The sequence below is a fragment of the Afifella sp. IM 167 genome, assembly GCF_020144925.1.
In the GTDB taxonomy this organism is placed as follows: domain Bacteria; phylum Pseudomonadota; class Alphaproteobacteria; order Rhizobiales; family Afifellaceae; genus Afifella.
In genome coordinates this window covers 38,011-61,707 of sequence record NZ_NSLC01000012.1, presented here as the reverse complement: position 1 = coordinate 61,707, position 23,697 = coordinate 38,011, and the positions used below count along the sequence as shown (strand labels likewise).

Genomic DNA, 23,697 nt, shown 5'->3' with positions numbered 1-23,697 from the left:
CGTCCGGCGAGGACCAGGCAGCGATGGTTCGGCTCTGAGAGCATCGAAAGGTCGTTCCACTCGCGTCAGGCGGCGATATTTACGTGGCGGGCGTTAAAAAATCAATCTCCGGCGTCAGGGCGCGGCCTTCAGGCGTTGATCGTGCCTTCCATCACCCGCACCGCCCCGCCGCCGATGCGCACGTTGGTGAGCGCTCCGCGCCCGACGGTGATGTCGAGCCGGATCAGCGCGGGCCGCTCCATCTCGTAGCCCTGCTCCACCAGGATGGCGTGGTCGCCATCGGTCGGCTGATCGAATTTGAGGATCGGGCCGGCGAAGGCGGCGACCGCCGAGCCGGTCGCCGGATCCTCCGGGATGCCGGCTGCCGGGGCCAGCATGCGGGCGCGGAAATGATGCTCGTGCCCCTCCGGGTCCCGGCAGTAGAAATAGACGCCGTCGCGGCTGAAGGTCTCCTCCCAGGCGGGCGCGATCGCTTCCACCGCGCCGAGAGCGGCACGGTTGGAGACCGGCACGAAATGGTAGGGAAGCCCGGCCGACCAGACCGTGGGACGGTGGTTCTCGAACAGAAGCTCGCCGGGCGTCAGCCCGCAGGCGGCGGCGATGCTCTCCAGCTCCGGCGCGACGCCCACCTCGCTCGGCAGCTTCGGGCAGTCGAACTCGGCAAAGCCGGAATGATCCCACAGCTTCACCCCGCAGCGCACCGGCCCGATGCCCTCCTCCAGCACCACGACGGCATCCTGCTCGCCGTCGGGCTCGCCGAAGCGTTCCGCGGCAAGGCAGATCGCCGCGCCCACCGTCGGGTGGCCCGCGAAGGGCAGCTCGGAAGCGGGCGTGAAGATGCGGATTCGCGCGGAATGGGCCGGATTGTCCGCCGGCAGGACGAAGACGGTCTCGGAAAGATTGAACTCGCGTCCGATCGCCTGCATCTGCGCCGGGCTCAGACCTTCCGCGTCGAGAACCACGGCGAGCTGGTTTCCGGCGAGAGCCTTGTCCGTGAAGACGTCGTAGATTCGGTAACGGCGCTGCATGTCGTTCCTGATCGATGAACCAACGGACCTAGCGGAAGACCACCCGGCGTACCAGTCCGGGGATCGTGAGACCCTGCACGACGACGGAGAAAATCACCACCATGTAGGTCGCCACGAGGATCGGCTCCTTGGCGATGCTCACCGGCAGGGAGAGCGCGAGCGCCACGGAAATGCCGCCGCGAACCCCGCCCCATGTGAGCACGGGGATGGAGCCGGAGGTGAAGGTACGTCTCAGCTCCAAGAGCGTGATCGGCACGGAGACCGCGACGAAACGGGCGAAGAGCACAAGCGGGATGGATGCAGCGGCAAGACCTGCGAGCGAGGGATCGATCGCGATGATGAGCACCTCCAGCCCGATCAGCAGGAAGAGGACGGAATTGAGGAGTTCGTCGATCACCTCCCAGAAATGGAAGAGGTAGGTCTTCGTCTCCTCGCTCATCGCCGTGCGCTGTCCGCGGTTGCCGACCAGCAGTCCCGCCACCACCACGGCGATCGGGCCGGACATGTGGAAGGTGGTCGCCAGCGCGTAGAGGCCGGTGACGAGCGCCAGCGTCAGGAGGATCTCCACCGAGTAATGGTCGATGGACTGCATCAGGCGAACGGCGATCCAGCCCCCCGCAAAGCCGAGGAGCGCCCCGCCGGCGGCCTCCAGGAGAAAGATTTCGCCGATATGCAGAAGCTCGATGCGTCCGCCTTCGGCGGCGATCGCCACGAGCACGGTGAAGATGACGATGCCGACGCCGTCGTTGAAGAGGCTCTCGCCGGCGATCTTCACCTCCAGCGTTTCCGGCACACGCACCGATTTCAGCAGGGACAGGACGGCGACCGGGTCGGTGGGGCTGATCAGCGCCCCGAAGACGAGAGCCCAGGTGAACGGCACGGCGATGCCGAGATAGCCGGCGAGGAAATAAAAGCCGGTGCCGACGATCGCCGTGGAGATGACGACACCGAGGCTCGCCATCAGCCCGACGGCCCATTTCTCGCTCTTGAGAAGCCCGAAATCGACATGCATCGCGCCCGCGAAGAGCAGGAAGGCGAGCATGCCGTTCATCAGCGTATCGAAGAAATCGACCTGCCCGACGATGCCGGCGAAGGCCTCGCGCACATGCGAACCGGGTATCAGCGCATCGAGCGCGATGATGGCGAGCGAGGCGGCGAGCGCCATCAGCAGCATGCCGATCGTATGCGGCAGATGGAAGAACCGCACGTTCAGCCAGCCGAAGAGGGCCGACATGACCAGAAGCAACGCAGAGATGTCGAAAAGGCTGAGCATCAAGCTTCCCTACCCGCTTCAGCCGGCAAGGCAAGCGCAGCTTCTGAATTTGCGATTCCCGCGCGGGTCCCGAACCCGCTTCCGGCAGGCCGAACTTGCCCGGAAGCTGGCGACCGCCATTTACGCTTGGTGAACGGGTGCCGTGCTAGCGTCCGCACATTCGAAAACTTGGTATCTATATGATGGAAGGACAGGAAAAGCGGTCCCATCATCGGGCGCGTGCGCTGAAGGCGGCCAAGATCGTCCTCAACGACAGGCACTCCACGATCGACTGCCTCGTGCGCGATCTGTCGCAAGGCGGCGCCAAGCTCAAGGTCGACAACCCCGCTGTCCTGCCGGCGGAATTCGAGCTTTTGCTGGAATCGGACAAGATCATCGTCAAGGCGGCGATCATCTGGCGGCGCGGCGAATATGTCGGCGTCCAGTTCCAGCCATAAAGGCAGTCAGCCATAAAAAAAGGGGCGCCGGAGCGCCCCTCTTCCTGAGCCCGAAGAGGCTCGTCGCGGTTCTTTTCCGCCCAGTTCTTTTCGCCTCAGTTCTTCTCTTTGTCGACGAGCTGGTTCGCCTTGATCCACGGCATCATGGCGCGCAGCTTCTCGCCGACTTCCTCGATCTGGTGCTTGTCGTTGTTGCGCCGCGTCGCCTTGAAGCGCGCCGCACCCGAATGCCATTCCTGCATCCATTCCGACGTGAAGCGGCCCGACTGGATGTCCTGAAGGACGCGCCTCATCTCTTTCTTGCTGTCTTCGTTGATGATGCGCGGGCCGGAGGCGTATTCGCCCCATTCGGCCGTGTTGGAGATCGAGTAGTTCATGTTGGCGATGCCGCCCTCATAGATGAGGTCGACGATCAGCTTCACCTCGTGCAGGCACTCGAAATAGGCCATCTCCGGCGCGTAGCCGGCTTCCACCAGCGTCTCGAAGCCGCCGCGGATGAGCTCCACCAGGCCGCCGCACAGGACGACCTGCTCGCCGAACAGATCGGTCTCGCATTCTTCCTGGAACGTGGTCTCGATGATGCCCGAGCGTCCGCCGCCGATAGCGGAGGCGTAGGAAAGCGCCAGATCATGTGCGTTCCCCGTCGCATCATGATTCACCGCGATGAGGCAGGGCACGCCGCCGCCGCGCTGGTATTCCGAACGCACCGTGTGGCCCGGGCCCTTCGGCGCGATCATGATGACGTCGATCGTGTCCTTCGGCTCGATGAGCGAAAAATGCACGTTGAGGCCGTGCGCGAACGCGATCGCCGCGCCGTCCTTGAGGTTCGGCGCGATGTGCTCGGCGAAGATGTCGGCCTGCAATTCGTCCGGCGTGCACATCATCATGAGGTCGGCCCAGGCCGCCGCATCGGCGACGGACATGACCTTGAGGCCGGCGGCTTCCGCCTTCTTGGCCGAGGAGGAGCCCGGACGCAGCGCGATCGCCACTTCCTTGACGCCCGAATCGCGCAGGTTCAGCGCATGGGCATGTCCCTGGCTGCCGTAACCGACGACGACGACTTTCTTGTCCTTGATCAGATTCACGTCCGCATCGCGGTCGTAATAAACGCGCATTGGGCTACCCTTCCTGAAGGCATGAGAGCCGGCCCTCCCGTACGGGGCCGGAGAAACGAATGGGCCGGGTTCTAGCGGGCTGCGGGTCGGCGGGCAACCGGCCGCTGCAGGCCGGAAGTGGCGCGGCCCGTAAAGGCACGCCTGCATCGCGATCCGCGCGCAAACAACACCTCTTACTTCACGATGGTGATCTTCTCGGCCGCGCGCGTGATCGCCGTATAGAGCCAGCGCTCCCGGCTGTCGGAAAACGCAAAGCTCTCGTCGAAGAGGACGATCTCGTTCCACTGCGAGCCCTGCGCCTTATGCACCGTCAGCGTGTAGCCGTAGTCGAAATCGTCGTAGCGGCGCTTCAGCTGCCAGCCCGGATCGGAGCCCGGATCCTCGAAGGCCGATTTCAGCACCTTGATCTTCGCCTTGGGCGCGCGCGGCCCCTCGTCGAGCGCGCTCACCATCAGCTGCAGACCCGGCCCACGCGGCGCGCCGACCGAATCGACCGACCAGAGCGAACCGTTGAGAAGCCCCTTCTTCGGATCGTTCCGCAGGCAGACGAGCCGGTCGGCGAATTCCGGCAGCGCGCCGGCAAAGCCCTTCAGCGTCCTCAGCCGCTGATTGTAGAGCCGGCGCGTGCGGTTGAGCCCCACGAGAACCTGATCGGCGGCGAGCACGATTTCCTGGTCGACCTCCTGCTTGGAGATGACGCGGCTGTCGCCGTAGCGGCCGTATTCGATGCGGCTTCCCTCCCGCACCCGCATGGCAAGGTCGATGATCGGGTTGTCGCGCGCCTGACGGTGAACCTCGGTGAGGAGAATGTCGGGCTCCGCCTCGGTGAAGAAGCCGCCGCCCCCCTCGCCGGCCTTCACCGGCGGAAGCTGACCGGGATCGCCGAGGACGAGAATGGGGGTGCCGAAGGAAAGAAGGTCGTGGCCGAGCGCCTCGTCGACCATGGAGCATTCGTCGACGATGACGAGCTTGGCCTCCGAGACGGTGCTGGAGCGGTTGAGCGAGAAGGTCGGCGTGACGGTGGTCTTGCCGCTATCGGCATCCTCGACCGTCTCCTCGCCGCGCGGCCGGTAGATGAGCGAGTGGATGGTGCGGGCCTTCTCCGCCCCGCGGGCGCGCAGAACCTGCGCGGCCTTGCCGGTATAGGCGGCGAAGAGCACCTCGCCGTCGACATCCTCGGCGATGTGCTGGGCGAGCGTCGTCTTGCCGGTGCCGGCATAGCCGAACAGCCGGAAGATCTGCTTGTCAGGCTTTTTCAGCCATTTGGAGACGGCCTTCAGCGCCGCATCCTGCTGGGGAGAGAACTGCATGGCCGTTCCCTAGGCGAGCCGTGCGAGGAACGCCAGCCTAGGGTTTTCACGGTCGGAACACAACAGGAACGAACGCCGCCATCCCCTCGACAGGACGACACCTTCCATCTGCCCTCCGCACCGCATGCCCGCGAGAGCCCTGCCCTCATTTCAGCATAGGCCAGAGCGAGGCGACAAGCGCCACCGCCATGGCGATGTTGAACCATTTGAGGCGGACGGGATGGTCGAGCCAGTCCTTCAGCGCCGAGCCAAAGCCGGCCCAGATGGTGGTGGAGGGAATCGTCACGAGGAAGAAGACCCCGACGACGATGGCGAGCGTCAGCGAATAATGCTCCGGGTCGGTATAGGCGGCCATCGCCGCCAGCCCCATCATCCAGGCCTTCGGATTCACCCACTGGAAGAGCGCCGCTTCGGTGAAGGTCAGCGGACCCCGCCCGGTGCTCTCCTCGTGCAGGGCACGCGAGGCCGCGATCTTCCAGGCGAGATAGAGGAGATAGGCCCCGCCCACGACCTTCAGCGCCAAATGCAGGGCCGGAAAGCGCTCCACCAGCGCGCCGACGCCGAGCCCGACCGCCGTCAGCAGCACGGCGAAGCCGATGAGAATGCCGAGAAGATGCGGGATGGTGCGCCGGAAGCCGAAATTCACGCCCGATGCCAGGAGCATCAGGTTGTTCGGGCCCGGCGTCATCGAGGCGACGAGGGCAAAGACGACGAGGGCGGAGACGATTTCCGTCGACATGGCGAAATTCCCGAAAGAACGTCAAAAGGTGACGTCCGCGGCCCTTCGCCCGCGGACGAGATCAGGAGGCTTCCGCGCCCCGCGACAGGGCGGCGACGCCTGTCCGGCATACCTCGACCAGCCCCATCGGCTGCATGATGGAGATGAATTGCTCCACTTTGGCCGAGCGCCCGGTCATCTGGAAGACGAAATGCTCCGTCGTCGCGTCGACCACCTCGGCCTTGAAGGCGTCGGCAAGGCGCAGCGCCTCCAGCCGGTTCTCGCCCCTGCCGGCGACCTTCACCAGGGCAAGTTCGCGCTCCAGCGGCTTTTCCTGGTTGCGCTCGCGGGCGACCTCCGAAAGGTCCGTCACCCGGTGCACCGGCACGATGCGGGCAAGCTGGTTCTTGATCTGCTCCAGCACGGCACGCGAGCCGCGCGTGACGATGGTGATGCGCGACAGGTGCTTTTCATGCTCCGTCTCGGAGACCGTCAGGCTCTCGATGTTGTAGCCGCGGCCGGAGAAGAGGCCGATGACACGGGCAAGCACGCCTGGCTCGTTGTCGACGAGCACGGTCAGCGTGTGCGCCTCTTCCGGATCCTGCCGGTCCTCGAAGAAATACGCCGAGGCAGGCGGTGTAACGGCGGGCTTGCCGGTAAGGGTGGCGGGTTGGCTCATGGTCTTCGTCTCGTCCTTGCGGCCCGGCGCTGCCGTCCGGGCGGTTGCTTCTGTGCGGCGGCAGCCGGCGTCACACGAGGGCCTTGCCGCCCGCAAAGGCGGCTTCGGCCTCGCTCTCGGCCTCGGCCGGCAGGATCATCTCATTATGCGCCTTGCCGGACGGGATCATCGGGAAGCAGTTCTCAAGGTTCGCCACCCGGCAGTCGAAGAGGACCGGCTGCTTGACGGAGATCATTTCGGCGATCGCGTCGTCGAGATCTCCCGGCCGCTCCGCCCGGATGCCGACGCAGCCATAGGCTTCGGCGAGCTTCACGAAGTCCGGCAGGGATTCGTTGTACGAATTCGACAGCCGGTTGCCGTGCAGGAGCTGCTGCCACTGCCGCACCATGCCCATGTAGCAATTGTTCAGGATGAAGATCTTGATCGGCAGGTTGTGCTGCACCGCCGTCGACATCTCCTGCATGGTCATCAGCACGGAAGCATCCCCCGCAATGTCGACGACGAGGCTTTCCGGATGCGCCACCTGCACGCCGAGCGCGGCGGGCAGGCCATAGCCCATCGTTCCGAGCCCGCCGGAGGTCATCCACCGGTTCGGCTCGTCGAAATGGTAGAACTGCGCCGCCCACATCTGGTGCTGGCCGACTTCCGTGGTGATGTAGGTGTCGAGCCCCTTGGTGGCCTGGAACAGCCGCTCGATCGCGTATTGCGGCATGATCACGTCGGCGTTCGGCCGGTAGGCGAGCGAACGGCGCGCCTTCCAGGTCTCGATCTGGTTCCACCAGGGCTTCAGTTCCGGCTTCGGCGCCTTCTCGCGCCACAGCCGCAGCATCTCGCCCATGACGTTGCCCACATCGCCGATGATCGGCACGTCGACGCGAACGTTCTTGTTGACCGACGAGGGGTCTATATCGACGTGGATCTTCTGCGATCCGGGCGAGAAGGCGTCGGTACGCCCGGTGATGCGATCGTCGAAGCGCGCCCCGATGCAGATCATGACGTCGCAATCGTGCATCGCCATGTTGGCCTCGTAGGTGCCGTGCATGCCGAGCATGCCGAGCCAGTTCTTGCCCGAGGCGGGATAGGCGCCGAGCCCCATCAGGGTCGAGGTGATCGGAAAGCCCGTGGAAGCGACGAGCTCGCGCAACAGCTGGCTCGCCTCCGGTCCGGAATTGATGACCCCGCCACCCGTATAGAAGACAGGCCGGCGGGCATTCGCCATCAGCTCCACGGCATGGGCGATCGCCTGCTCGTCGCCCTTGATACGGGGCTCGTAGCCCTTGTAGCTGGAGCGCCCCTCCCCGTCCGGCCCGTGATAGGTGCCGGTGGCGAACTGCACGTCCTTGGGAATGTCGACGACGACCGGACCCGGCCGCCCGGTCGTGGCGACCGTGAAGGCGTCGTGCATGATGCGCGGCAGATCGTTCACGTCGCGCACCAGCCAGTTGTACTTGGTGCAGGGCCGCGTGATGCCGACGGTGTCGCATTCCTGGAAGGCGTCGGAACCGATGAGATGCGTCGGCACCTGCGCGGTGATGCAGACGAGCGGGATGGAATCCAGCATCGCGTCCGTCAGCGCCGTCACCATGTTGGTCGCGCCCGGACCGGATGTGACGAGGACGACACCCGGCTTGCCGGAGGAGCGCGCATAGCCCTCCGCCGCATGGCCCGCGCCCTGTTCGTGGCGGACGAGGATGTGCTGGATGTCTTCCTGCTGGAAGAGCTCGTCGTAGATCGGAAGCGCGGCCCCGCCCGGATATCCGAACAGGTGCTTCACGCCATGGTCTCTCAGCGCCTGGAGGACCATTTCCGCGCCGGTCATTTCTTTACCCATCATCCTCTCCGATCAGCCATCTTCGGCCTACGCTTCCTTTCGGCAATAAAAAAGGCCCCCGAAGGAGCCTGAGAGCGCGCACCACCATGCCTCGCGGCGACCTACAAGGCCGCCCCGGCGGTGCGCAACGTTACGATAAGCGAGGCTTTCAACATGCGCCCGCTTCTATTCCGATCCCCCGAACCGGTCAAGCCGGCAGAATATATGGCGGCGCGACATTGCGGGCGCGGCACTCTGAAACGGGTTGTCGAGCCATTGCACAGGCTGCGGCCGATGATAGTAAAGCCTTCTCTCGCGCGCGGCGAGATGCCGGGGCAGGAATGGCGATCTTCGATTGCTTCATCTTCAATAACGAGTTCGATCTTCTCGATATCCGCTTGCGCGAAATGAGCGATGTGGTCGACCGTTTCGTCCTCGTGGAGACGAACGAAACGCACACCGGCTGTGCCAAGCCCTTCCATTTCGAGATGCACAGGGAACGCTTTTCGCCCTGGGCCGCGAAGATCGTCCATGTGAAGGTGACCTTCCCGAAGGAGCTGCCTCCCGCCCGCGGCAAGCGTGCCCGCGAAGGCGGCTGGGAGCGCGAGCATTTCCAGCGCGAGCAGATCCTGAGCGGCCTTGCCGAGGCAGCTCCCGACGATCTGGTCCTCGTTTCCGATGTCGACGAGATCGTGCGCGCGGACAAGCTGCGCGAGGCGGTCGGACGTGACATCGCCCGCGGCCGGCTCGTCATCTTCGAGGTGAGCTCGCACCGGTTCTTTCTCGACCGCTACTATCCGCAAGAAAATACCCTGCTCTGCTCGCGGATGATGGAGCGCCGGCACCTCGCCTCGCCACAGCTGATGCGCATGACGCAGGCGCGCGTCTCCAAGCGCCGGAAGTACCCGACCGTCATCGGTTCGGCTCTCGTGCGCGCGAAGAACTTCATCGCCACCGGCATCCCTCTGCCGGTCGCAATCGTGCCGGATGCGGGCTGGCATTTCTCCTCGATGGGCGGCATCGAAGCTTTCCGCGAGAAGCTGGCCTCGATCAGCGAGGGCAACATCGTCGCGCGCAACGGTGTGGAACTCGTCTGGCAGCGCTATTGGGAGAACCTGGCGCCTTATCCCCGCGAGCGCCTGCCGGCCTGCGTCGCTGGCGGCGGCTTCGACCACCTCCTGGCGAAAGATCCCGACTAGATTCCGGCCCTTTGCGGGATGCGCGCCGTCATCGCCGCGACCGCACCGGCAAGCACCTGAGGCGAGAGCGGCTTGTTCATCCGCGGCAGGCCGCGCAGGCGTCGCGGCCAGAGCCGGTCCTCCGAGGCGCGCCCGGAAAAGAAGGTGATCGGAACGCCCTTTTCGTGAAGCCGGCGCGCCAGCGGAAACACCTCGCCGTCCCGCAGCTTCACATCGAGCAGCGCGGCATCGGGAGCCTCGCTGCCGAGGGCATCAAGCCCTTCCACCACCCGCTCGAAGGGGCCGATGACCCGGTAGCCCGCTTCCTTGAGCGCGAGCTGAAGTTCCAGTGCCAGCAATCCCTCGTCTTCGGCAACGAGGATCGAGTGTGCGTCCTTCATGCGTGCATCCCGGCACGGCCCTTGCGGTCCGCATCGCTTTCCATCAGTGATAAGGGATCGAGAGCCGAAAAAACTGTACGCCCCGTCCTCGTCATCTTTGTCTGCATTAAAGACAAATGGCGTCGAAGCGTGTTGAGTTCCGCCCCAACATTGAACGGAACGAGGCTCGTGTGAGCGCTGAAGGAATCATGGACGCAACCATCCCGCCAAGTCGCTACCGGCGCCTGCGGGCAGCGTTTGGGCGCACGCGCAAGCGCATCCTGCTGACCAGGATGGGTCTCTTCTTCCTGCTCCTCGGCTCGGTCGCCGCGATTCTCTTCCTGACGCTCCGCGCCGACCGCACGGACGACTGGGTGGAGCATACGCTCCGTGTGCGCAGCGAGATCGAGGGCCTGCTCGGCTCGCTCCGTGAAGCGGAGGGTGCCCAGCGGGGCTACCTCCTCACCGGTGACGCGACCTATCTCAATCCCTACCGCCCGGCGGTGGCGCTACTGCCCGACCAGATCGACAAGCTGCATGCGCTTCTCTCCGACAATGTTGCCCAGACGGCTCGCCTCGAAGCGGCCGACGCTCTGATCCAGACCCGCATCGATCAGCTGGACGAGACCATCGAGCTCTACGCCGCCGGCCGGCAGGCCGAGGCGCGCAGCGAGCTCGAGCGCCAGGGGCGCTCGGTCTCCAACAGCATCGTCCAGCGCCTCAACGAACTCGATGCCGAGGAGGTGCGCAATCTCGTCCAGCGCGAGCAGAACCGGCGGGAGAATCGGGATCTCCTGCTCATCGCCATCATCGCCGCCCTTGTCGCGACGGGCGGTCTGGCGACCGCGCTCCTGCGCGCGGAGAAACTGCATGTCGCCGAGCTCAACGCCGCCAACGCTTCGCTGGAAGGACGCGTCAGCGCGCGCACGGCTGAGCTGGAAAACGAGCGCCAGCGTGTCGAGGCGCTCCTCAGCGACGTCAATCACCGCGTCGGCAACAACCTGTCGATGGTCTCCTCGATCCTCGCCCTGCAGGGCCGCAAGAGCGACAATGCGGAGGCGCGTGCCGTACTCGACGCCGCCCGCGAGCATATCGGCGCCATCGGCTCCGCGCAGCGCCGGCTGCATCTTCTCGCCGGCCGCGATTCGGTCAGGCTCGACACCTATCTGGAGCCCCTCCTGGAGGATCTGGAGGAGCTCCTGCCCGACGACCGCATCGCGCTGGAGCTCGATGCCGGACCGATGGAACTGCCCAGCAAGGACGCCGTCTCGATCGGGATCATCGTCAACGAACTCGTCACCAACGCGGTCAAGCACGCATTCCCGGACGAGATGCGCGGCACCATCCTCATTCGCGCGCAGCCGGACAGCAAAGCCGGCGGCATCGCGGTCGAAATCGTCGATGATGGCGTCGGCTATCACGTCGACAGCGCCGACGAGGAGATGGAGAACGAGGGCCTCGGCCGGATCATCGTCGCGTCCATGTCCCGCAGCCTCGGCTCGGAAATGAAGACCGCACCGGCCGATCCCGGCGCGGGCAGCGGAAGGCCGGGCACGAAGCACCGCCTCGTCATCCCGATCAAGGCATGAAGCCGACTGGCCTGACCCCGTCTCGCCCTAAGCTGTCTCGCCCGAAGCCGTGTGGGCCGCCGGCTCCAGCCGCTCCCAGCCCTCGCCGAGCTGGTGGCGCAGCCAGGTGAGCTGGCGCTTGGCATAGCGGCGGCTCTCGGTCTTCGCCGCCTCGACGGCCTCGCCAAGCGAGATGTTTCCCCGCAGATGTTCCGCCAGCGGGCGAACGCCGATCGCCTTCATAGCCGGCAGGTCGGAAGAAAGCTCCCTTGCAAGGAGCGAGCGCACCTCTTCGAGTGCTCCCTCCTCCACCATCGCTTCGAAACGCCGGTCGATCGCCGCGTAGAGCGCCTCGCGCGCCGGCAGGAGGACAAAGCGCGGTCCATCCGGCACGAGCGCCCTCTCGCGTCCTTCGCGCTGAAAGGCGAGGATGGAGCGCCCGCTCGCCCGGTTGACCTCCAGGGCTCGCACGAGCCTTTGCGTATCGCTCGGCCGGATCGCCGCGGCCGCCTGCGGATCGCACTCAATGAGCCGCCGCGCCAAGCCCTGCGCGCCCTCCCTGGCGGCAAGGGCCCGCACTTCCTCGCGCACGGCTTCCGGCACGTCGGGCATCGACGAAATGCCTTCGCTGAGCGCCTTGAAATAAAGCCCGGTGCCACCGACGAAGATCGCGGTCTCTCCCCGCTGGCGCACACCGGCGAGCACCTCTTCCACCTCCGCGATCCATCGTCCGACGGAATAGGCCTCGCCCGCATCGACATGGCCGAAAAGGTGATGCGCGACGCCGGCAAATTCCTCCCTTGCCGGCCGCGCGGTAAGGATGCGCAGATCGCCATAGACCTGCATGGAATCGGCGTTGACGAGACATGCGCGGCGACCGCCAGTGGCGAGGGCCGCGGCGAGATCGAGCGCAAGGCGCGTCTTGCCGCCTGCCGTTGGCCCGGCTATCAGCACCACCTCCCCTTCGCCGATTTTTGCTGGATCGATCCGCATGTCATCCGTCCTAACCCTGATCGCTTCGAAGGCGAAGGCGCCGCTTCCCGAAAGCCTCGTCGACGCTGTCGCGCAGGCGATGCGCGCCGAGGGCCTGGAACCCGGAAAGACGGACTGGCTCGCGCCGGAGGAGGCCGCCGACATCGCCTTTACCGGCGAGCGGGGCGCCGCGCTCGCTGCCGCCCGCAGCATCATCGGCGAAGCCCCGATCGACGCGGCCGCCCTGCCGGCCGAAGGAAGGCGCAAGCGCCTCCTCATCGCCGACATGGATTCCACCCTGATCGATCAGGAATGCATCGACGAACTCGCCGCCGAGGCCGGTATTGGCGAGAAGGTCGCCGAGATCACAGCCCGGGCGATGGCCGGCGAGATCAGCTTCGAGCCGGCGCTGCGCGAGCGGGTCTCGCTGCTGAAGGGGCTGCCGGTTTCCGTGGCACGTCGCCTGCTCGATACCCGCATCACCCTGAAGAAGGGCGGCGGGACGCTGGTGGCCACGATGAAGGCTGCCGGCGCGCATACGGTTCTCGTTTCCGGAGGCTTCACCATCTTCGCCGCCGAGATTGCCCGCCGGCTCGGCATCGACGAGTTCCACGCCAACCGTCTCGAGGAGAGCGGCGAGACATTCACGGGGTCGGTCGCCGAACCGATCCTCGGCCGCGACGCCAAGGTGAGCACGCTTCAGGCGACACTTGCCCGCCTCGGCCTTGAGGCGAGCGGCGCCCTCGCCGTCGGAGACGGAGCCAACGATGCGGGCATGGTGGAGCTTGCCGGGCTCGGTGTCGCGCTGCATGGCAAGCCCGCACTGTCGCGGATCGCCGACGCCGACATCCGGCACGGCGACCTCTCCTCGCTGCTCTACCTGCAGGGTTTCAGACGCGAGGAATTCACCGTCCCGGGCGCGCGCGCATGAGCCGGCTTCAGTCCGAGCGGCTGATCCTCCGCCCCTGGGAAGAGCGCGACCGGGACTTCTGGGCAGATCTCAACGCCGACCCGGAAGTCATGCGCTTCTTCGAGGCGACGCGCGATCGCAGGGAATCCGACATCGTCTTCGAGCGGCTGCGGGAGCATTTCGCGCGCAACGGCTTCGGCTTCTGGGTTCTGGAGAAGAAGGAGGACGGGACCCAGATCGGCTTCACCGGCCTGCATGTCGCCGATTTTCCGGCCCAGTTCACACCGGCGATCGAAATCGGCTGGCGGCTGAAGCGCCAGGAATGGAAGAAGGGCTATGCGAGCGAAGCGGCCCTCGCCTCACTCGCCCATGCCTTCGGCCCGATGGGTCTGGAGGAGGTCGTCTCCTTTGCCGTGGAAGGCAACGAGGCTTCCTTCGCGGTGATGCGCCGGATCGGCATGCGGCGCCGGCCGGACCTCGATTTCGACCACCCGTACCTGCCCGCCCACTCGCCGCTCCGGCGACACCTCACCTACGCCATCACCGCTGCCCAGTGGCAGGAATCGGAGGCGCCTACTGGGGCTTAGTGTCGTCCGGGCTCGTCTCTTCCGGCGTCGTCTGCGGGATCGTGTCCTCGTCCATGGCGTCGAGCCGAAGCGCCACGAAACGAAGATCCCCGGACGGGCTCGCAATCAGCATGAGGGCGGATTGCCGGTCCTGCCGGCGCAGCTCCGTCAGCCGCGCGGAGACGTCTTCCGGCGTGGAAACGGCCTCCTGGCCGACCTCCATGATGACATCGCCGGCCTGGATCTGGTGCTCTTCGGCAGCGCTGCCGGTCTCCACCTCGGCCACGAGCACACCCTGCGTCTCGTCGGGAATGCCGAAATCGGTGCGGGCCTCGGGCGTCAGCGGCTTCAGCGTCAGACCGAGCGCAGAGACGCTGCTGTCGGGATTTTCCTCCGGAGCGGCCTGCTCGTCGCCGCCCGTCTCGCCGGCCACAAGCTGCTCATCCTCTTCCAGGCGACCGAGCTTGGCCGTCACTTCCAGCTCCTGGCCCTTGCGCAGTACCGTCACCTTGACGTCCTTGCCGACCGGCGTGTCGGCGACGATGCCCGGCAGGTCACGCATCGAAGGCACGTCCCGGCCGTCGAACTTCACAACCACGTCGCCGGGCACGATCCCCGCCTCCGCCGCCGGTCCGCTTTCGGTGACGCCGGCGATCAGTGCCCCGCGCGCGGTATTCATGCCGAGGCTCTCGGCGATCTCGTCCGTCACCTCCTGGATGCGCACCCCGAGCCAGCCGCGGCGCGTCTCCCCGTACTGGCGCAGTTGATCGAGCACCGGCACGGCAATCTCGGCCGGCACGGCAAAGCCGATGCCGATCGAGCCGCCCGTCGGGGAAATGATGGCGGTGTTGATGCCGACCACCTTGCCGTCGAGATCGAAGAGCGGTCCGCCGGAATTGCCGCGGTTGATGGAGGCGTCCGTCTGGATGAACTTGTCGTAGGGCCCGGAATTGATATCGCGCTCCAGGGCCGAGACGATGCCGACCGTGACCGTGCCGCCAAAGCCGAACGGATTGCCGATCGCCATCACCCAGTCGCCGATCCTGAGCGCTTCGGAATCGCCGAAACTCACGGCCTTGAGGGGCTTCGGCGGATCGACCTTGAGGAGCGCGAGATCCGTCTTCGTGTCCCGGCCGATCACCTCGGCCTTCAGTTTGGTGCCGTCGGCGAAATTGGCGATGATCTCGTCGGCGTCGGCGATCACATGGTTGTTGGTCGCGATGATCCCCGACGGATCGATGACGAAGCCGGAACCGAGCGACTGAACCCGGCGCGACGGCTGTTCCGAATCGCCCCGGTTGCGGTTGAAGAAGTCCTCGAAGAACTCCTGGAAGGGCGAGCCGTCCGGCACCTCCGGCACGGGGATACCGCGCGAGACCTTCACACGCTGGGACGTCGAGATGTTGACGACCGAGCCGAGGAGCCCCTCGGCAAGATCGGCGAAGCTGTCGGGTGCCGGCCGCGCCTCAGCGGCGCCGAGGCCCATGCCCACGACGAGGATGCTCGCCAGGAAAAGCCTGCCCCCCGCCTCCCTGAGCCGGCCGATACGGGTGAGTGCCTCGCTCATGCGCAACCTCCTCGTGCCCGGATCGCGCCGGGCGCCTGATACCGCCATGCGGCCCGCGCCTCTCAGCTGCGGGCCATCCATACGATCGCTACCCCGAAGACGGCAGACACCAGCCCCACCGTCCGAAGCGTCTCGGCGGGGCTGGCGACGGCCTGTTCGGCGACGCGCTTCATGAACTCGGGAAATAGCGCGTAAAGCGCGCCTTCCAGTGCCAGGACGAGACCGAGGGCGGCAAAAAAGTCGGTCATTGCGCGCCGGTCGTGTCAGCCTCGCTCGGTGTGCCCGTCTCCGGAACGTTGGATTCCACCGGCGGCGGGGGCGGCTGCATCTCGGAAGGATCGGGCGCGCCCGGCTGGACGTTGGGATCCCGCCCGCCCAGCGGAGGAAGCGGCTCGGCCTTCACCTCCGGCGCGATCCGCGGCAGCGTGCTGGCGGCCGGCCCGGTCGGGGTGGCAAGCTGTCCGCCCGGCACGGCATCGCGGAAATAGCGGAAGAATTCCGAATCCGGCTTCAGCACGAGCGTCGTTCCGGTCCCCTCGATGGCGCGCCCGTAGGCCAGCATCGAGCGGTAGAATTCGAAGAATTCCGGATCGATGGTGAAGGCCTTGGCGAAGACGTTCGTGCGGGTGGCATCGCCCTCGCCTCGCAGGACCTCCGAATCGCGGTTTGCCTCGGCAACCGTGACCTGCGCCTCGCGATCGGCCTCGGCCCGGATACGGGCCGCTTCCTGCGTGCCTCGGGCTCTCAGCTCTGCCGCCTCGGCAAGGCGTTCCGCCTTCATCCGGTCGAAGGTCTGCTGGGAGACTTCCGGCAGAAGGTCCGTCCGCTTGATGCGCACATCGACGATCTCGATACCGAGATCGGCGGCGAGCGGGCGAAGCTGGTCGCGCACGTCCCGCATCATCTCGATACGCTGGTCGGACAGAGCCGCTTCGAAGGAGCGCTGGCCGTAGACCCGGCGCAGCGAGGCGTCGAGCCGCGTCTGCAGGTTCTGCTGGGCGATTTCCAGCGAGCCGGAGACGTTCTCGCGGAACTTCGTCGGCTCCACGATCCGGTAGGCGACGAAGGCATCGACGAGATAGCGCCTTCCGTCACGCACCTGCACGCGGATGTCCTCGATCTCGAAGGAAAGGATGCGATCCTCGATGATCTGCACCGTCTCCACGAAATTGGTCGGGACCTTGAAGTAGAGGCCCGGCTCCTTGATCACCCGCGTGATCTCGCCGAACCGCAGGACGAGCGCCTGCTCGCGCGCATTGACGACGAAGACCGACGAATAGACGAGGAACAGCACCACGACGACGACGGCAAGAAGGATCCACAAGCGTCTCATTGCGTGCCTCCCTGCTGCGTGGTGGAGGTGTTGGTCGACTTCCGCGGTCCGCCGGGCGTGCCTGCGTTCTTGTTCTGCAGCTCGTTGAGCGGCAGGTAGGGCACCACGCCCTGGCCGTCCTCACCCTGTTCAAGGATGATCTTGTTGGAATCGCGCAGGACTTCCTCCAGCGTTTCGAGATACATGCGCTTTCGCGTCACTTCGGGTGCCTGGCGGTATTCGTCGTAGATCGACAGGAAGCGCTGGGCCTCGCCCTGTGCCTCTGCGATCGTCGATTCCTTGTAGCCGCGGGCCGCTTCCCGGACCTGAGAAGCCTGGCCGCGCGCCTCGCCGAGACGGCGGTTGGCGTATTGCTCCGCCTCGCGCTGGAAACGGTCGAGATCCTGCTGGGCGCGCTGCACCTCCTCGAAGGCGTCGGCGACCTCGGCCGGCGGGTCGGCCCGCTCCAGCTGGATGCCGACGACGGTGATGCCGGCACCATAGGCGTCGAGCGTCGACTGCAGCTGCTGGCGCACCGCTTCCTCGACCTCGGCACGGCGCTCCGTGCGCACTTCCTCGGCGCGCGAGCGGCCGACATATTCGCGCATCGCGCTTTCCGCGATGCGGCGCACGAAGGCTTCCGGATCGGCGACGTTGAAGAGATATTTCTTGGGCTCGCTGACGCGCCAGATGACCGAGAAGACGACGTCGACGATGTTCTGGTCGCCGGAGAGCATCAGGCTGAGATCGCTGCCGCCGGCGCGCGTGCCGGAGCCGATGGTCTCGCGCCGCTGACGGATGTTGACGATCTCCACCGTCTCCACCGGCCACCAATGGAAATGCAGGCCAGGCCCGGCGACCTCGTTCTTCGGCTTGCCGAAGACGAGTTCCTGGCCGAGCTGGTCCGGCTGGACCTGATAGACGGCATTCGTCAGCCACACGGCGACGAGCACGATGGCGACAAGCGCCGCGATCGCCTGGTTGCCGCGTCCGCCGGAGGGGAACATCCGCCTCAGCCGGTCCTGACCACGGCGAATCAGATCTTCCAGATCGGGCTGCTGCGAGCCGCCACCTTGCGGCTGTTGCGGTCCGGACCCCCATGGTCCGCCGCGATTTCCTCCGGAGCCACCCCAGGGGCCGCCGTTATTATTGTTCCAGGGCATTCAGCCTCCTCGTTGCGCCCGGCCCCCGTGCGGGCACCGTCCACCCCATCGTTCGGCGCGGGTTATAGGCAACCGTAGCCGGCCCATCAACGGAGCGGGAAATGACAATGCAAAAAGCCCGGCGTCGGGAACGCAAGGCCCGAACCCACATGGGCATTCCGGGCAGAGGCCGCAAGAACCAAGACGGCGAAGCTTTCACGCTCTTTCCAGGATGGTGAAGACGGCGCCCGCCGTGTCGCCGCCGTCGGCCGGCAAGGCCTCGCGCGCATTTTCCCGCCATGCGGCGCGATCGAAGGCCGGAAAGGCGACATCCCCCGCCGGCTCGGCGTCGATCTCGGTGAAGTAGATACGGCGTGCAAGCGGCAGCGCCTCGCCAAACAGCGAGGCCCCGCCGATCACGCAGATTTCATCCGCCCCGAGACGAGCCGCCGCAGTTTGCGCCAGCGCGATGGCATCTTCAAAATCATGCGCGACCTCCACGCCCTCCGCCGAAAAGCCCCGCTCCCGCGTCACGACGATGTTCGCCCGCCCGTCGAGCGCGCCCGGAAGGCTCTGGAACGTCTTGCGTCCCATGACGATGGGCTTGCCCATGGTGGTCGAGCGGAAGCGTCTGAGGTCTGCCCTCACCCGCCAGGGCAGACTGCCTTCGCGCCCGATGATGCCGTTCTTCGCCACGGCGACGACGATGGCGACCGGCGTCTCGCTCAAACCGCCACCTTCGCCGCGATATGCGGATGCGGCTCGTAGCCGACGAGTTCGAAATCGCCATAGACGAAATCGAAGATCGAATGGACGTCCGGGTTGATGCGCATTTCCGGCAGGGCGCGCGGCGCGCGCGTCAGCTGCAGCTTCGCCTGCTCGACATGGTCCGAATAAAGATGCGCGTCGCCGAAGGTGTGGACGAAATCGCCCGCCTTCAGCCCGCTCACCTGCGCCACCATCATCGTCAGCAGGGCGTAGGAGGCGATGTTGAACGGCACGCCGAGAAAGACGTCTGCCGAGCGCTGGTAGAGCTGGCAGGAGAGCCTTCCGTCGGCGACGTAGAACTGGAAGAGGCAGTGGCAGGGCGGCAGCGCCATTTGTCCGACATCGGCCGGGTTCCAGGCGGTGACCATGAGGCGGCGTGAATCGGGATTGGAGCGGATATCCGCAACCACTTGCGAAATCTGGTCGATCTGCCGGCCGTCCGGCGCCGCCCAGGAGCGCCATTGCTGGCCGTAGACGGGCCCGAGATCGCCGTTTGCGTCGGCCCATTCGTCCCAGATGCGGACGCCGTTCTGCTTGAGATAGGCGATGTTGGTATCGCCGGCGAGGAACCAGAGAAGCTCGTGGATGATCGATTTGAGGTGCAGCTTCTTCGTCGTCAGCAGCGGAAAGCCGCCCGAAAGATCGAAGCGCATCTGGTGGCCGAACACGGAAAAAGTGCCGGTGCCGGTGCGGTCGTCCTTGCGCGTGCCTTCCTCCAGCACGCGGGCGAGAAGATCGAGATATTGCTGCATGGGAGAGTACCTTACGCGATTCTGGCGCCGCGGCACCGGCCGAAGACCGTTTCGTCCCCGGCCTTCACAGCCACTTTGCACCAGCATTTGGTTGAATCGGAACGGGAGCCGACGGTCGCAAATGCCTGACGCGACTCGCGATCGCTCAGCTCGCCTCTCGAGCGCCACGGGCCAGTTGGCGTCTTCCGTCTCCGTTATCGGCGGCTCTGTCCGCCGGCAATCGGGGATGCGTTTTCGCCCTATGGTTTACGACTTTCCTGCATCACGCACATGTCGGCTGCGGAAGCGATACCGCCCGCCCACAGAATGCCTTCGCGAGCCGCCTCTTTGAAATCGGACCGGAAGCGCATATATTCATCGGTGCCGGCGTCAGTCGGCTATAGCGATAAACGGCCTGCGTAATAAGCCTATCGGACCCGGGGGCGGTACCCGGCGCCTCCACCATCATCGGCCCAGGGCAACGCCTTGAACGGGCATCGAATTCTCGGCCAGGGGCCGCTGATGATGGGGGCGAAATAGGATCGACGAGGGTGTAAAGGCTACGCTTTCGCTCGGCATGGTTCCGCCGTTATCGGGCCAAAACCTGTAGTTGCGAATGACAACTATGCTGAGGCTCGTCTCGCTGCGTAATGCAGCCTGACTGCTTCAATTCAAGCCCTGGCGGTTAGCCCCGTCAGGCGGGGTCCGGAGGCACCTGGCAACAGAAGCCTCCATTTCCTTCCCCCTTCTGCCATTTCCCTGTCACACCTTTGAAAAAAGCGCGGCGGCGACGATGCGAAATGGTCCGTGCCGTATTGCTCGGCGACCGAGCAGGACCTACCTTCCGCGCATGGCGGCTGACCTCATCAGATACGACGTTCTCACCCAGGAAGCCCTGCGCGGCGTCATCCGCAAGGTAATCGCCGAAGTGGCGCAGACCGGCCTGCCGGGTGAGCACCACTTCTTCGTCACCTTCGATACGCTTCATCCGGGCGTGCGCATCTCCTCGCGCCTGCGCGCCCAGTATCCGGAGGAGATGACGATCGTCCTGCAGCACCAGTTCTGGGATCTTTCGATCACCGACACGACCTTCGAGGTCGGCCTTTCCTTCAATGGCGTGCCGGAGCGCCTTCTCGTTCCATTCCGGGCCATCAAGGCTTTCGTCGATCCGCATGCGAGCTTCGGGCTGAAATTCGACGTGCCGGAAACGGCCGGAAACGCCGTCCCGGCAGGGACCGCCAATACCGCCACGACGGGGACCGAAGAAATGGGCCCGCCGCTCGTCGGCGCCGTTCCCTCCCCGCTGAAGGAGGCTGCCGAGGCTGAGGCAGGAGCCGAAGGCGAGGAGCCGAAGGAAGCCCTCGCCAAGGATGAGGCCGGCAAGGAAGGCGCCGAGGTCGTCTCGCTCGACGCTTTTCGCAAGAAGAACGGCTGATCGGCGCTTTCCGGCGCGCGAATGGCGAGAAGCTCTTGCCCGTCGGCGCGGCGGATGGGAAAAGGCGCCAAACCTGCCGAGCCGAAGAGTAGAATGACCCAAGAAACCCGCACGGAGACCGATTCCTTCGGTCCGCTCGAAGTTCCCGCCGACAAGTACTGGGGCGCCCAGACGGCGCGTTCCCTGAAAAATTTCGAGATCGGCTCGGAGCGCATGCCAAAGCCGTTGGTCCGCGCCCTCGGCCTGATCAAGGGCGCCGCCGCGGAGGTGAACCGCGACCTCGGAAATCTCGATCCGAAGCTCGCCGGCGCCATCGGCCAGGCGGCACAGGAAGTCGCCGCCGGCAAGTTCGACGAGAACTTCCCGCTGGTAGTCTGGCAGACCGGTTCGGGCACCCAGACCAACATGAACGCCAACGAGGTCATCGCCAACCGCGCGATCGAGATCCTCGGCGGCACGCTCGGCACCAAGGACCCGGTCCATCCGAACGACCACGTCAACCGCAGCCAGTCCTCCAACGATACCTTCCCGACGGCCATGCATATCGCCGCCGCGGAGGAGATCGTGCATCGGCTCATCCCCGCGGTGGAGCATCTGCGCGAGAAGCTGAGCGCCCGATCGAAGGCGTTCGCCCACATCATCAAGATCGGCCGCACGCATACGCAGGACGCAACGCCCGTGACGCTCGGCCAGGAATTCTCCGGCTATGTGGCGCAGCTCCACTACGGCCTGGAGCGCATCCGCGAGGGCGTCGACTACCTCTTCGAGCTCGCCCAGGGTGGCACCGCGGTCGGCACGGGTCTCAACGCCCATCCCGAATTCGCCGAGCGCTTCGCCGCTTCCGTCGCCGAGGCGACGGGCCTTCCCTTCCGCACGGCCCCGAACAAGTTCGAGGCGCTCGCCGCGCACGACGCCTATGTCTTCGCCCACGGCGCGCTCAACACGCTCGCCGTCTCGCTCTTCAAGATCGCCAACGATATCCGCTTTCTCGGCTCCGGCCCCCGTTCGGGTCTCGGCGAGCTGATCCTGCCGGAGAACGAGCCGGGCTCCTCCATCATGCCGGGCAAGGTCAATCCGACGCAGTGCGAGGCCATGACGATGGTCTGCGCGCAGGTGATGGGCAACAACACCACCATCACCGTCGCCGGCAGCCAGGGCCATTTCGAGCTCAATGTCTATAAGCCCGTGATGGCCTACAACATGCTGCAGTCGATCGACATCCTGTCGGGCGCCTGCCGTTCCTTCGCCGACCATTGCGTCGCCGGCATCAAGGCGAACGAGGATCGCATCGACGAATTGATGCGCCGCTCGCTGATGCTCGTCACCGCGCTCGCGCCGAAGATCGGCTACGACAACGCCACCAAGGTCGCCAAGGAAGCCCACAAGAACGGCACCACCCTCAAGGAGGAGGCGACCCGCCTCGGTTTTGTCACCGAAGCGGAGTTCGATGAACTGGTGCGCCCGGAGAAGATGATCTCCCCGCACTGAGAAGGCGCCCGCAAGGCCGCGGAGCCGCTCATCGGGGCCTTTCAAGGGAGCTTTTCATGGCCGAGATCGTGAACCTCAGAATGGCCCGCAAGGCGAAGGCGCGGGCCATCAAGGAAGCGGCGGCCGAGGAAAGCCGGGTGCGGCACGGACTTTCCCGTGCGGAACGCCTCGCCGCCGACCGCGTTCGGCAACAGGAGACCCGCCATATCGAGGGCCACCGCCGGTTGCCGGCCGCCGGAGCGCCCGACGAGGCTCCAGAGGAATGAGACCCGAAATGCCGACTGCACTTCGTCTTGCGCCGCTCGCCTTGGCGCTCCTTTTCCCGGGTATCGCCTTCGCCCAGCAGAGCCCCAGCCAGGGCGTTCGCCAGATCCCGCTGACACCGAACCCGCCGGCCATGGAGCAGACCGCACCGGCGGCACCCGCCGCTCCGGCTCCCGCTCCCAATCCCGCGCCTCAGTCTTCCCAGCCTTCCCAAGAGCAGGCCGCGCCGACCCAGCAGCAGGCCGCGCCCGCCTCTGGCGAGGGCGCCTATTCCTGGCGTAGCTCGCTCACCGACACCGGCGCCTCCGCCTTCATCGCCGGCTGCGACCAATGCGATGACGTCCCGCTCGATGTCAGCTGCACGCTCTCCGGCAAGGACATCACGATACGCCCGACCATGGTGCTGGAAACCGGCAACGAGGGTGATCTCGTCGAAGTGGCCTTCGAGGTCGATCGCGACATCTTCCGCCGCGACGGACGCCTGCATCGCAGTGATCTTTACAACGGATTTCTGCCGGAAGTGTCGATCGAGGAATCCGACCCCCTGCTCTATGCCATGTCGCTCGGCAGCAACCTGACCGTCTCCATGGGACCGGAGCGCACCAATCTTACCCTCAAGGGCTCGGCCGCCGCGCTGCGCACCATGCGCTCCGCCTGCACCAAGCCTGGCTCGACCGGCGTGCCGGCGGATTCCGCCTCGCCGGCCCCCGCCATGCCCGACCAGTCGGTCCAGCCGCCGGCAGGCGTCATCATCAGCCCGCCACCGCCGCCGATTCCCGGCGTCAACGGCTGAGGCAGAGCGCGCAGGTCAAGGTGAAGAAGCGCTCCGTCGTCATCGCCGGTCACCGCACCAGCGTCAGTCTCGAAGATCCCTTCTGGGCCGAGCTGAAGCGGATGGCGGCCCAGGAGGGCAAATCGCTCGGGCAGATGATCGAGACCGTCGATGCCGCGCGCCAGAGTGAAAATCTCTCCTCCGCGCTCAGGATCGCGGTCCTCGCCCATGTCCAGCGCGAGGCGGGACGAGACGAGCCGTAAAGCCGAGGTCT

At 65.8% G+C, this 23,697-nt stretch carries 25 protein-coding genes and 1 other RNA gene; 11 read left to right on the top strand and 15 right to left on the bottom strand.

What is annotated here, in order from left to right; translation table 11 throughout:
• Positions 1-128: 128 nt before the first annotated feature.
• Positions 129-1,028: a PhzF family phenazine biosynthesis protein gene (locus tag CLD20_RS18485; protein WP_224408148.1), complete on the bottom strand. Its 900-nt coding sequence runs from the start codon at positions 1,026-1,028 to the stop codon at positions 129-131.
• Positions 1,029-1,056: 28 nt separating this feature from the next.
• Positions 1,057-2,301: a sodium:proton antiporter gene (locus CLD20_RS18480; RefSeq protein WP_224408147.1), complete on the bottom strand. Its 1,245-nt coding sequence runs from the start codon at positions 2,299-2,301 to the stop codon at positions 1,057-1,059.
• 182 nt (positions 2,302-2,483) lie between these two features.
• On the opposite strand from CLD20_RS18480, the gene CLD20_RS18475 reads away from it, so the two are divergent.
• On the top strand, positions 2,484-2,738 hold the full coding sequence (locus tag CLD20_RS18475; RefSeq protein WP_224408146.1) for a PilZ domain-containing protein: 255 nt from the start codon (positions 2,484-2,486) through the stop codon (positions 2,736-2,738).
• Positions 2,739-2,833: 95 nt separating this feature from the next.
• Here the strand turns inward: CLD20_RS18475 and ilvC are convergent, their stop codons facing one another.
• From ilvC to CLD20_RS18450, 5 genes are all read right to left on the bottom strand, one after another.
• Positions 2,834-3,853 (bottom strand): ketol-acid reductoisomerase, encoded by a 1,020-nt coding sequence (gene ilvC, locus CLD20_RS18470; protein WP_224408145.1) that lies wholly within the window; start codon positions 3,851-3,853, stop codon positions 2,834-2,836.
• A 173-nt stretch (positions 3,854-4,026) separates the two neighbouring features.
• Positions 4,027-5,163: an ATP-dependent RecD-like DNA helicase gene (locus CLD20_RS18465; protein WP_224408144.1), complete on the bottom strand. Its 1,137-nt coding sequence runs from the start codon at positions 5,161-5,163 to the stop codon at positions 4,027-4,029.
• Between the two features lie 145 nt (positions 5,164-5,308).
• Positions 5,309-5,902, bottom strand: a complete 594-nt coding sequence (locus tag CLD20_RS18460) for a LysE family translocator (protein ID WP_224408143.1) — start codon at positions 5,900-5,902, stop codon at positions 5,309-5,311.
• A 61-nt stretch (positions 5,903-5,963) separates the two neighbouring features.
• Positions 5,964-6,560: an acetolactate synthase small subunit gene (gene ilvN / locus CLD20_RS18455; protein ID WP_370636940.1), complete on the bottom strand. Its 597-nt coding sequence runs from the start codon at positions 6,558-6,560 to the stop codon at positions 5,964-5,966.
• A gap of 70 nt (positions 6,561-6,630) precedes the next feature.
• Complete coding sequence (locus tag CLD20_RS18450; protein ID WP_224408142.1) at positions 6,631-8,391, bottom strand: acetolactate synthase 3 large subunit; 1,761 nt, start codon at positions 8,389-8,391, stop codon at positions 6,631-6,633.
• 320 nt (positions 8,392-8,711) lie between these two features.
• Between CLD20_RS18450 and CLD20_RS18445 the strand changes: the two genes are divergently transcribed.
• Positions 8,712-9,569, top strand: a complete 858-nt coding sequence (locus CLD20_RS18445) for a hypothetical protein (RefSeq protein ID WP_224408141.1) — start codon at positions 8,712-8,714, stop codon at positions 9,567-9,569.
• Here CLD20_RS18445 and CLD20_RS18440 read toward each other — a convergent pair.
• Positions 9,566-9,949, bottom strand: coding sequence for a response regulator (locus CLD20_RS18440; protein WP_224408140.1), 384 nt, complete (start codon positions 9,947-9,949; stop codon positions 9,566-9,568). The genes CLD20_RS18445 and CLD20_RS18440 overlap by 4 nt on opposite strands.
• 170 nt (positions 9,950-10,119) lie before the next feature.
• On the opposite strand from CLD20_RS18440, the gene CLD20_RS18435 reads away from it, so the two are divergent.
• A complete protein-coding gene (locus CLD20_RS18435) occupies positions 10,120-11,517 on the top strand; it encodes a CHASE3 domain-containing protein (RefSeq protein WP_224408139.1) in 1,398 nt (465 codons plus the stop codon).
• Positions 11,518-11,544: 27 nt separating this feature from the next.
• Here CLD20_RS18435 and miaA read toward each other — a convergent pair whose 3' ends face one another.
• Positions 11,545-12,489, bottom strand: a complete 945-nt coding sequence (gene miaA / locus CLD20_RS18430) for a tRNA (adenosine(37)-N6)-dimethylallyltransferase MiaA (RefSeq protein WP_224408138.1) — start codon at positions 12,487-12,489, stop codon at positions 11,545-11,547.
• On the opposite strand from miaA, the gene serB reads away from it, so the two are divergent.
• Positions 12,488-13,399 carry a phosphoserine phosphatase SerB gene (serB, locus tag CLD20_RS18425; RefSeq protein WP_224408137.1) on the top strand — a complete coding sequence of 304 codons (912 nt, stop codon included), beginning with the start codon at positions 12,488-12,490 and terminating at the stop codon, positions 13,397-13,399. The genes miaA and serB overlap by 2 nt on opposite strands.
• Complete coding sequence (locus CLD20_RS18420; protein WP_224408136.1) at positions 13,396-13,965, top strand: GNAT family N-acetyltransferase; 570 nt, start codon at positions 13,396-13,398, stop codon at positions 13,963-13,965. The genes serB and CLD20_RS18420 overlap by 4 nt, the downstream gene beginning before the upstream one ends.
• On the opposite strand, the gene CLD20_RS18415 is transcribed toward CLD20_RS18420, so the two are convergent.
• From CLD20_RS18415 to CLD20_RS18390, 6 genes are all read right to left on the bottom strand, one after another.
• Positions 13,952-15,511: a DegQ family serine endoprotease gene (locus CLD20_RS18415; protein ID WP_370636939.1), complete on the bottom strand. Its 1,560-nt coding sequence runs from the start codon at positions 15,509-15,511 to the stop codon at positions 13,952-13,954. The genes CLD20_RS18420 and CLD20_RS18415 overlap by 14 nt on opposite strands.
• 62 nt (positions 15,512-15,573) lie before the next feature.
• Positions 15,574-15,759, bottom strand: coding sequence for a DUF2065 domain-containing protein (locus tag CLD20_RS18410; protein WP_224408135.1), 186 nt, complete (start codon positions 15,757-15,759; stop codon positions 15,574-15,576).
• Entirely contained in the window at positions 15,756-16,844 is a 1,089-nt protein-coding gene (gene hflC / locus CLD20_RS18405) for a protease modulator HflC (protein ID WP_224408134.1), read from the bottom strand. Before hflC ends, CLD20_RS18410 begins: the two co-directional genes overlap by 4 nt.
• Entirely contained in the window at positions 16,841-17,986 is a 1,146-nt protein-coding gene (hflK, locus tag CLD20_RS18400; RefSeq protein WP_224408133.1) for an FtsH protease activity modulator HflK, read from the bottom strand. Before hflK ends, hflC begins: the two co-directional genes overlap by 4 nt.
• Positions 17,987-18,181: 195 nt before the next feature.
• Positions 18,182-18,694: a dihydrofolate reductase gene (locus CLD20_RS18395; protein WP_224408132.1), complete on the bottom strand. Its 513-nt coding sequence runs from the start codon at positions 18,692-18,694 to the stop codon at positions 18,182-18,184.
• Positions 18,691-19,485, bottom strand: coding sequence for a thymidylate synthase (locus CLD20_RS18390; protein WP_224408131.1), 795 nt, complete (start codon positions 19,483-19,485; stop codon positions 18,691-18,693). The genes CLD20_RS18395 and CLD20_RS18390 overlap by 4 nt, the downstream gene beginning before the upstream one ends.
• A 322-nt stretch (positions 19,486-19,807) precedes the next feature.
• Between CLD20_RS18390 and ssrA the strand changes: the two genes are divergently transcribed.
• From ssrA to CLD20_RS18360, 6 genes are all read left to right on the top strand, one after another.
• Positions 19,808-20,200, top strand: a transfer-messenger RNA (tmRNA) gene (gene ssrA, locus CLD20_RS18385).
• A gap of 114 nt (positions 20,201-20,314) precedes the next feature.
• On the top strand, positions 20,315-20,899 hold the full coding sequence (locus CLD20_RS18380) for an SspB family protein (RefSeq protein ID WP_224408130.1): 585 nt from the start codon (positions 20,315-20,317) through the stop codon (positions 20,897-20,899).
• A 93-nt stretch (positions 20,900-20,992) separates the two neighbouring features.
• Positions 20,993-22,387 carry a class II fumarate hydratase gene (gene fumC, locus CLD20_RS18375; protein ID WP_224408129.1) on the top strand — a complete coding sequence of 465 codons (1,395 nt, stop codon included), beginning with the start codon at positions 20,993-20,995 and terminating at the stop codon, positions 22,385-22,387.
• A gap of 56 nt (positions 22,388-22,443) precedes the next feature.
• On the top strand, positions 22,444-22,653 hold the full coding sequence (locus tag CLD20_RS18370) for a DUF4169 family protein (protein ID WP_224408128.1): 210 nt from the start codon (positions 22,444-22,446) through the stop codon (positions 22,651-22,653).
• 8 nt (positions 22,654-22,661) lie between these two features.
• Positions 22,662-23,444, top strand: a complete 783-nt coding sequence (locus CLD20_RS18365) for a DUF1176 domain-containing protein (protein ID WP_224408127.1) — start codon at positions 22,662-22,664, stop codon at positions 23,442-23,444.
• A 20-nt stretch (positions 23,445-23,464) separates the two neighbouring features.
• Complete coding sequence (locus CLD20_RS18360; RefSeq protein WP_224408126.1) at positions 23,465-23,686, top strand: ribbon-helix-helix domain-containing protein; 222 nt, start codon at positions 23,465-23,467, stop codon at positions 23,684-23,686.
• Positions 23,687-23,697 lie beyond the last annotated feature (11 nt).

Coding starts and splice junctions, on each gene's coding strand:
- CLD20_RS18485 (WP_224408148.1), bottom strand. CDS start 1,028: ATGCAGCGCCGTTACCGAATCTACGACGTCTTCACGGACAAGGCTCTC.
- CLD20_RS18480 (WP_224408147.1), bottom strand. CDS start 2,301: ATGCTCAGCCTTTTCGACATCTCTGCGTTGCTTCTGGTCATGTCGGCC.
- CLD20_RS18475 (WP_224408146.1), top strand. CDS start 2,484: ATGGAAGGACAGGAAAAGCGGTCCCATCATCGGGCGCGTGCGCTGAAG.
- ilvC (WP_224408145.1), bottom strand. CDS start 3,853: ATGCGCGTTTATTACGACCGCGATGCGGACGTGAATCTGATCAAGGAC.
- CLD20_RS18465 (WP_224408144.1), bottom strand. CDS start 5,163: ATGCAGTTCTCTCCCCAGCAGGATGCGGCGCTGAAGGCCGTCTCCAAA.
- CLD20_RS18460 (WP_224408143.1), bottom strand. CDS start 5,902: ATGTCGACGGAAATCGTCTCCGCCCTCGTCGTCTTTGCCCTCGTCGCC.
- ilvN (WP_370636940.1), bottom strand. CDS start 6,560: ATGAGCCAACCCGCCACCCTTACCGGCAAGCCCGCCGTTACACCGCCT.
- CLD20_RS18450 (WP_224408142.1), bottom strand. CDS start 8,391: ATGGGTAAAGAAATGACCGGCGCGGAAATGGTCCTCCAGGCGCTGAGA.
- CLD20_RS18445 (WP_224408141.1), top strand. CDS start 8,712: ATGGCGATCTTCGATTGCTTCATCTTCAATAACGAGTTCGATCTTCTC.
- CLD20_RS18440 (WP_224408140.1), bottom strand. CDS start 9,949: ATGAAGGACGCACACTCGATCCTCGTTGCCGAAGACGAGGGATTGCTG.
- serB (WP_224408137.1), top strand. CDS start 12,488: ATGTCATCCGTCCTAACCCTGATCGCTTCGAAGGCGAAGGCGCCGCTT.
- miaA (WP_224408138.1), bottom strand. CDS start 12,489: ATGCGGATCGATCCAGCAAAAATCGGCGAAGGGGAGGTGGTGCTGATA.
- CLD20_RS18420 (WP_224408136.1), top strand. CDS start 13,396: ATGAGCCGGCTTCAGTCCGAGCGGCTGATCCTCCGCCCCTGGGAAGAG.
- CLD20_RS18415 (WP_370636939.1), bottom strand. CDS start 15,511: ATGAGCGAGGCACTCACCCGTATCGGCCGGCTCAGGGAGGCGGGGGGC.
- CLD20_RS18410 (WP_224408135.1), bottom strand. CDS start 15,759: ATGACCGACTTTTTTGCCGCCCTCGGTCTCGTCCTGGCACTGGAAGGC.
- hflC (WP_224408134.1), bottom strand. CDS start 16,844: ATGAGACGCTTGTGGATCCTTCTTGCCGTCGTCGTCGTGGTGCTGTTC.
- hflK (WP_224408133.1), bottom strand. CDS start 17,986: ATGCCCTGGAACAATAATAACGGCGGCCCCTGGGGTGGCTCCGGAGGA.
- CLD20_RS18390 (WP_224408131.1), bottom strand. CDS start 19,485: ATGCAGCAATATCTCGATCTTCTCGCCCGCGTGCTGGAGGAAGGCACG.
- CLD20_RS18380 (WP_224408130.1), top strand. CDS start 20,315: ATGGCGGCTGACCTCATCAGATACGACGTTCTCACCCAGGAAGCCCTG.
- fumC (WP_224408129.1), top strand. CDS start 20,993: ATGACCCAAGAAACCCGCACGGAGACCGATTCCTTCGGTCCGCTCGAA.
- CLD20_RS18370 (WP_224408128.1), top strand. CDS start 22,444: ATGGCCGAGATCGTGAACCTCAGAATGGCCCGCAAGGCGAAGGCGCGG.
- CLD20_RS18365 (WP_224408127.1), top strand. CDS start 22,662: ATGCCGACTGCACTTCGTCTTGCGCCGCTCGCCTTGGCGCTCCTTTTC.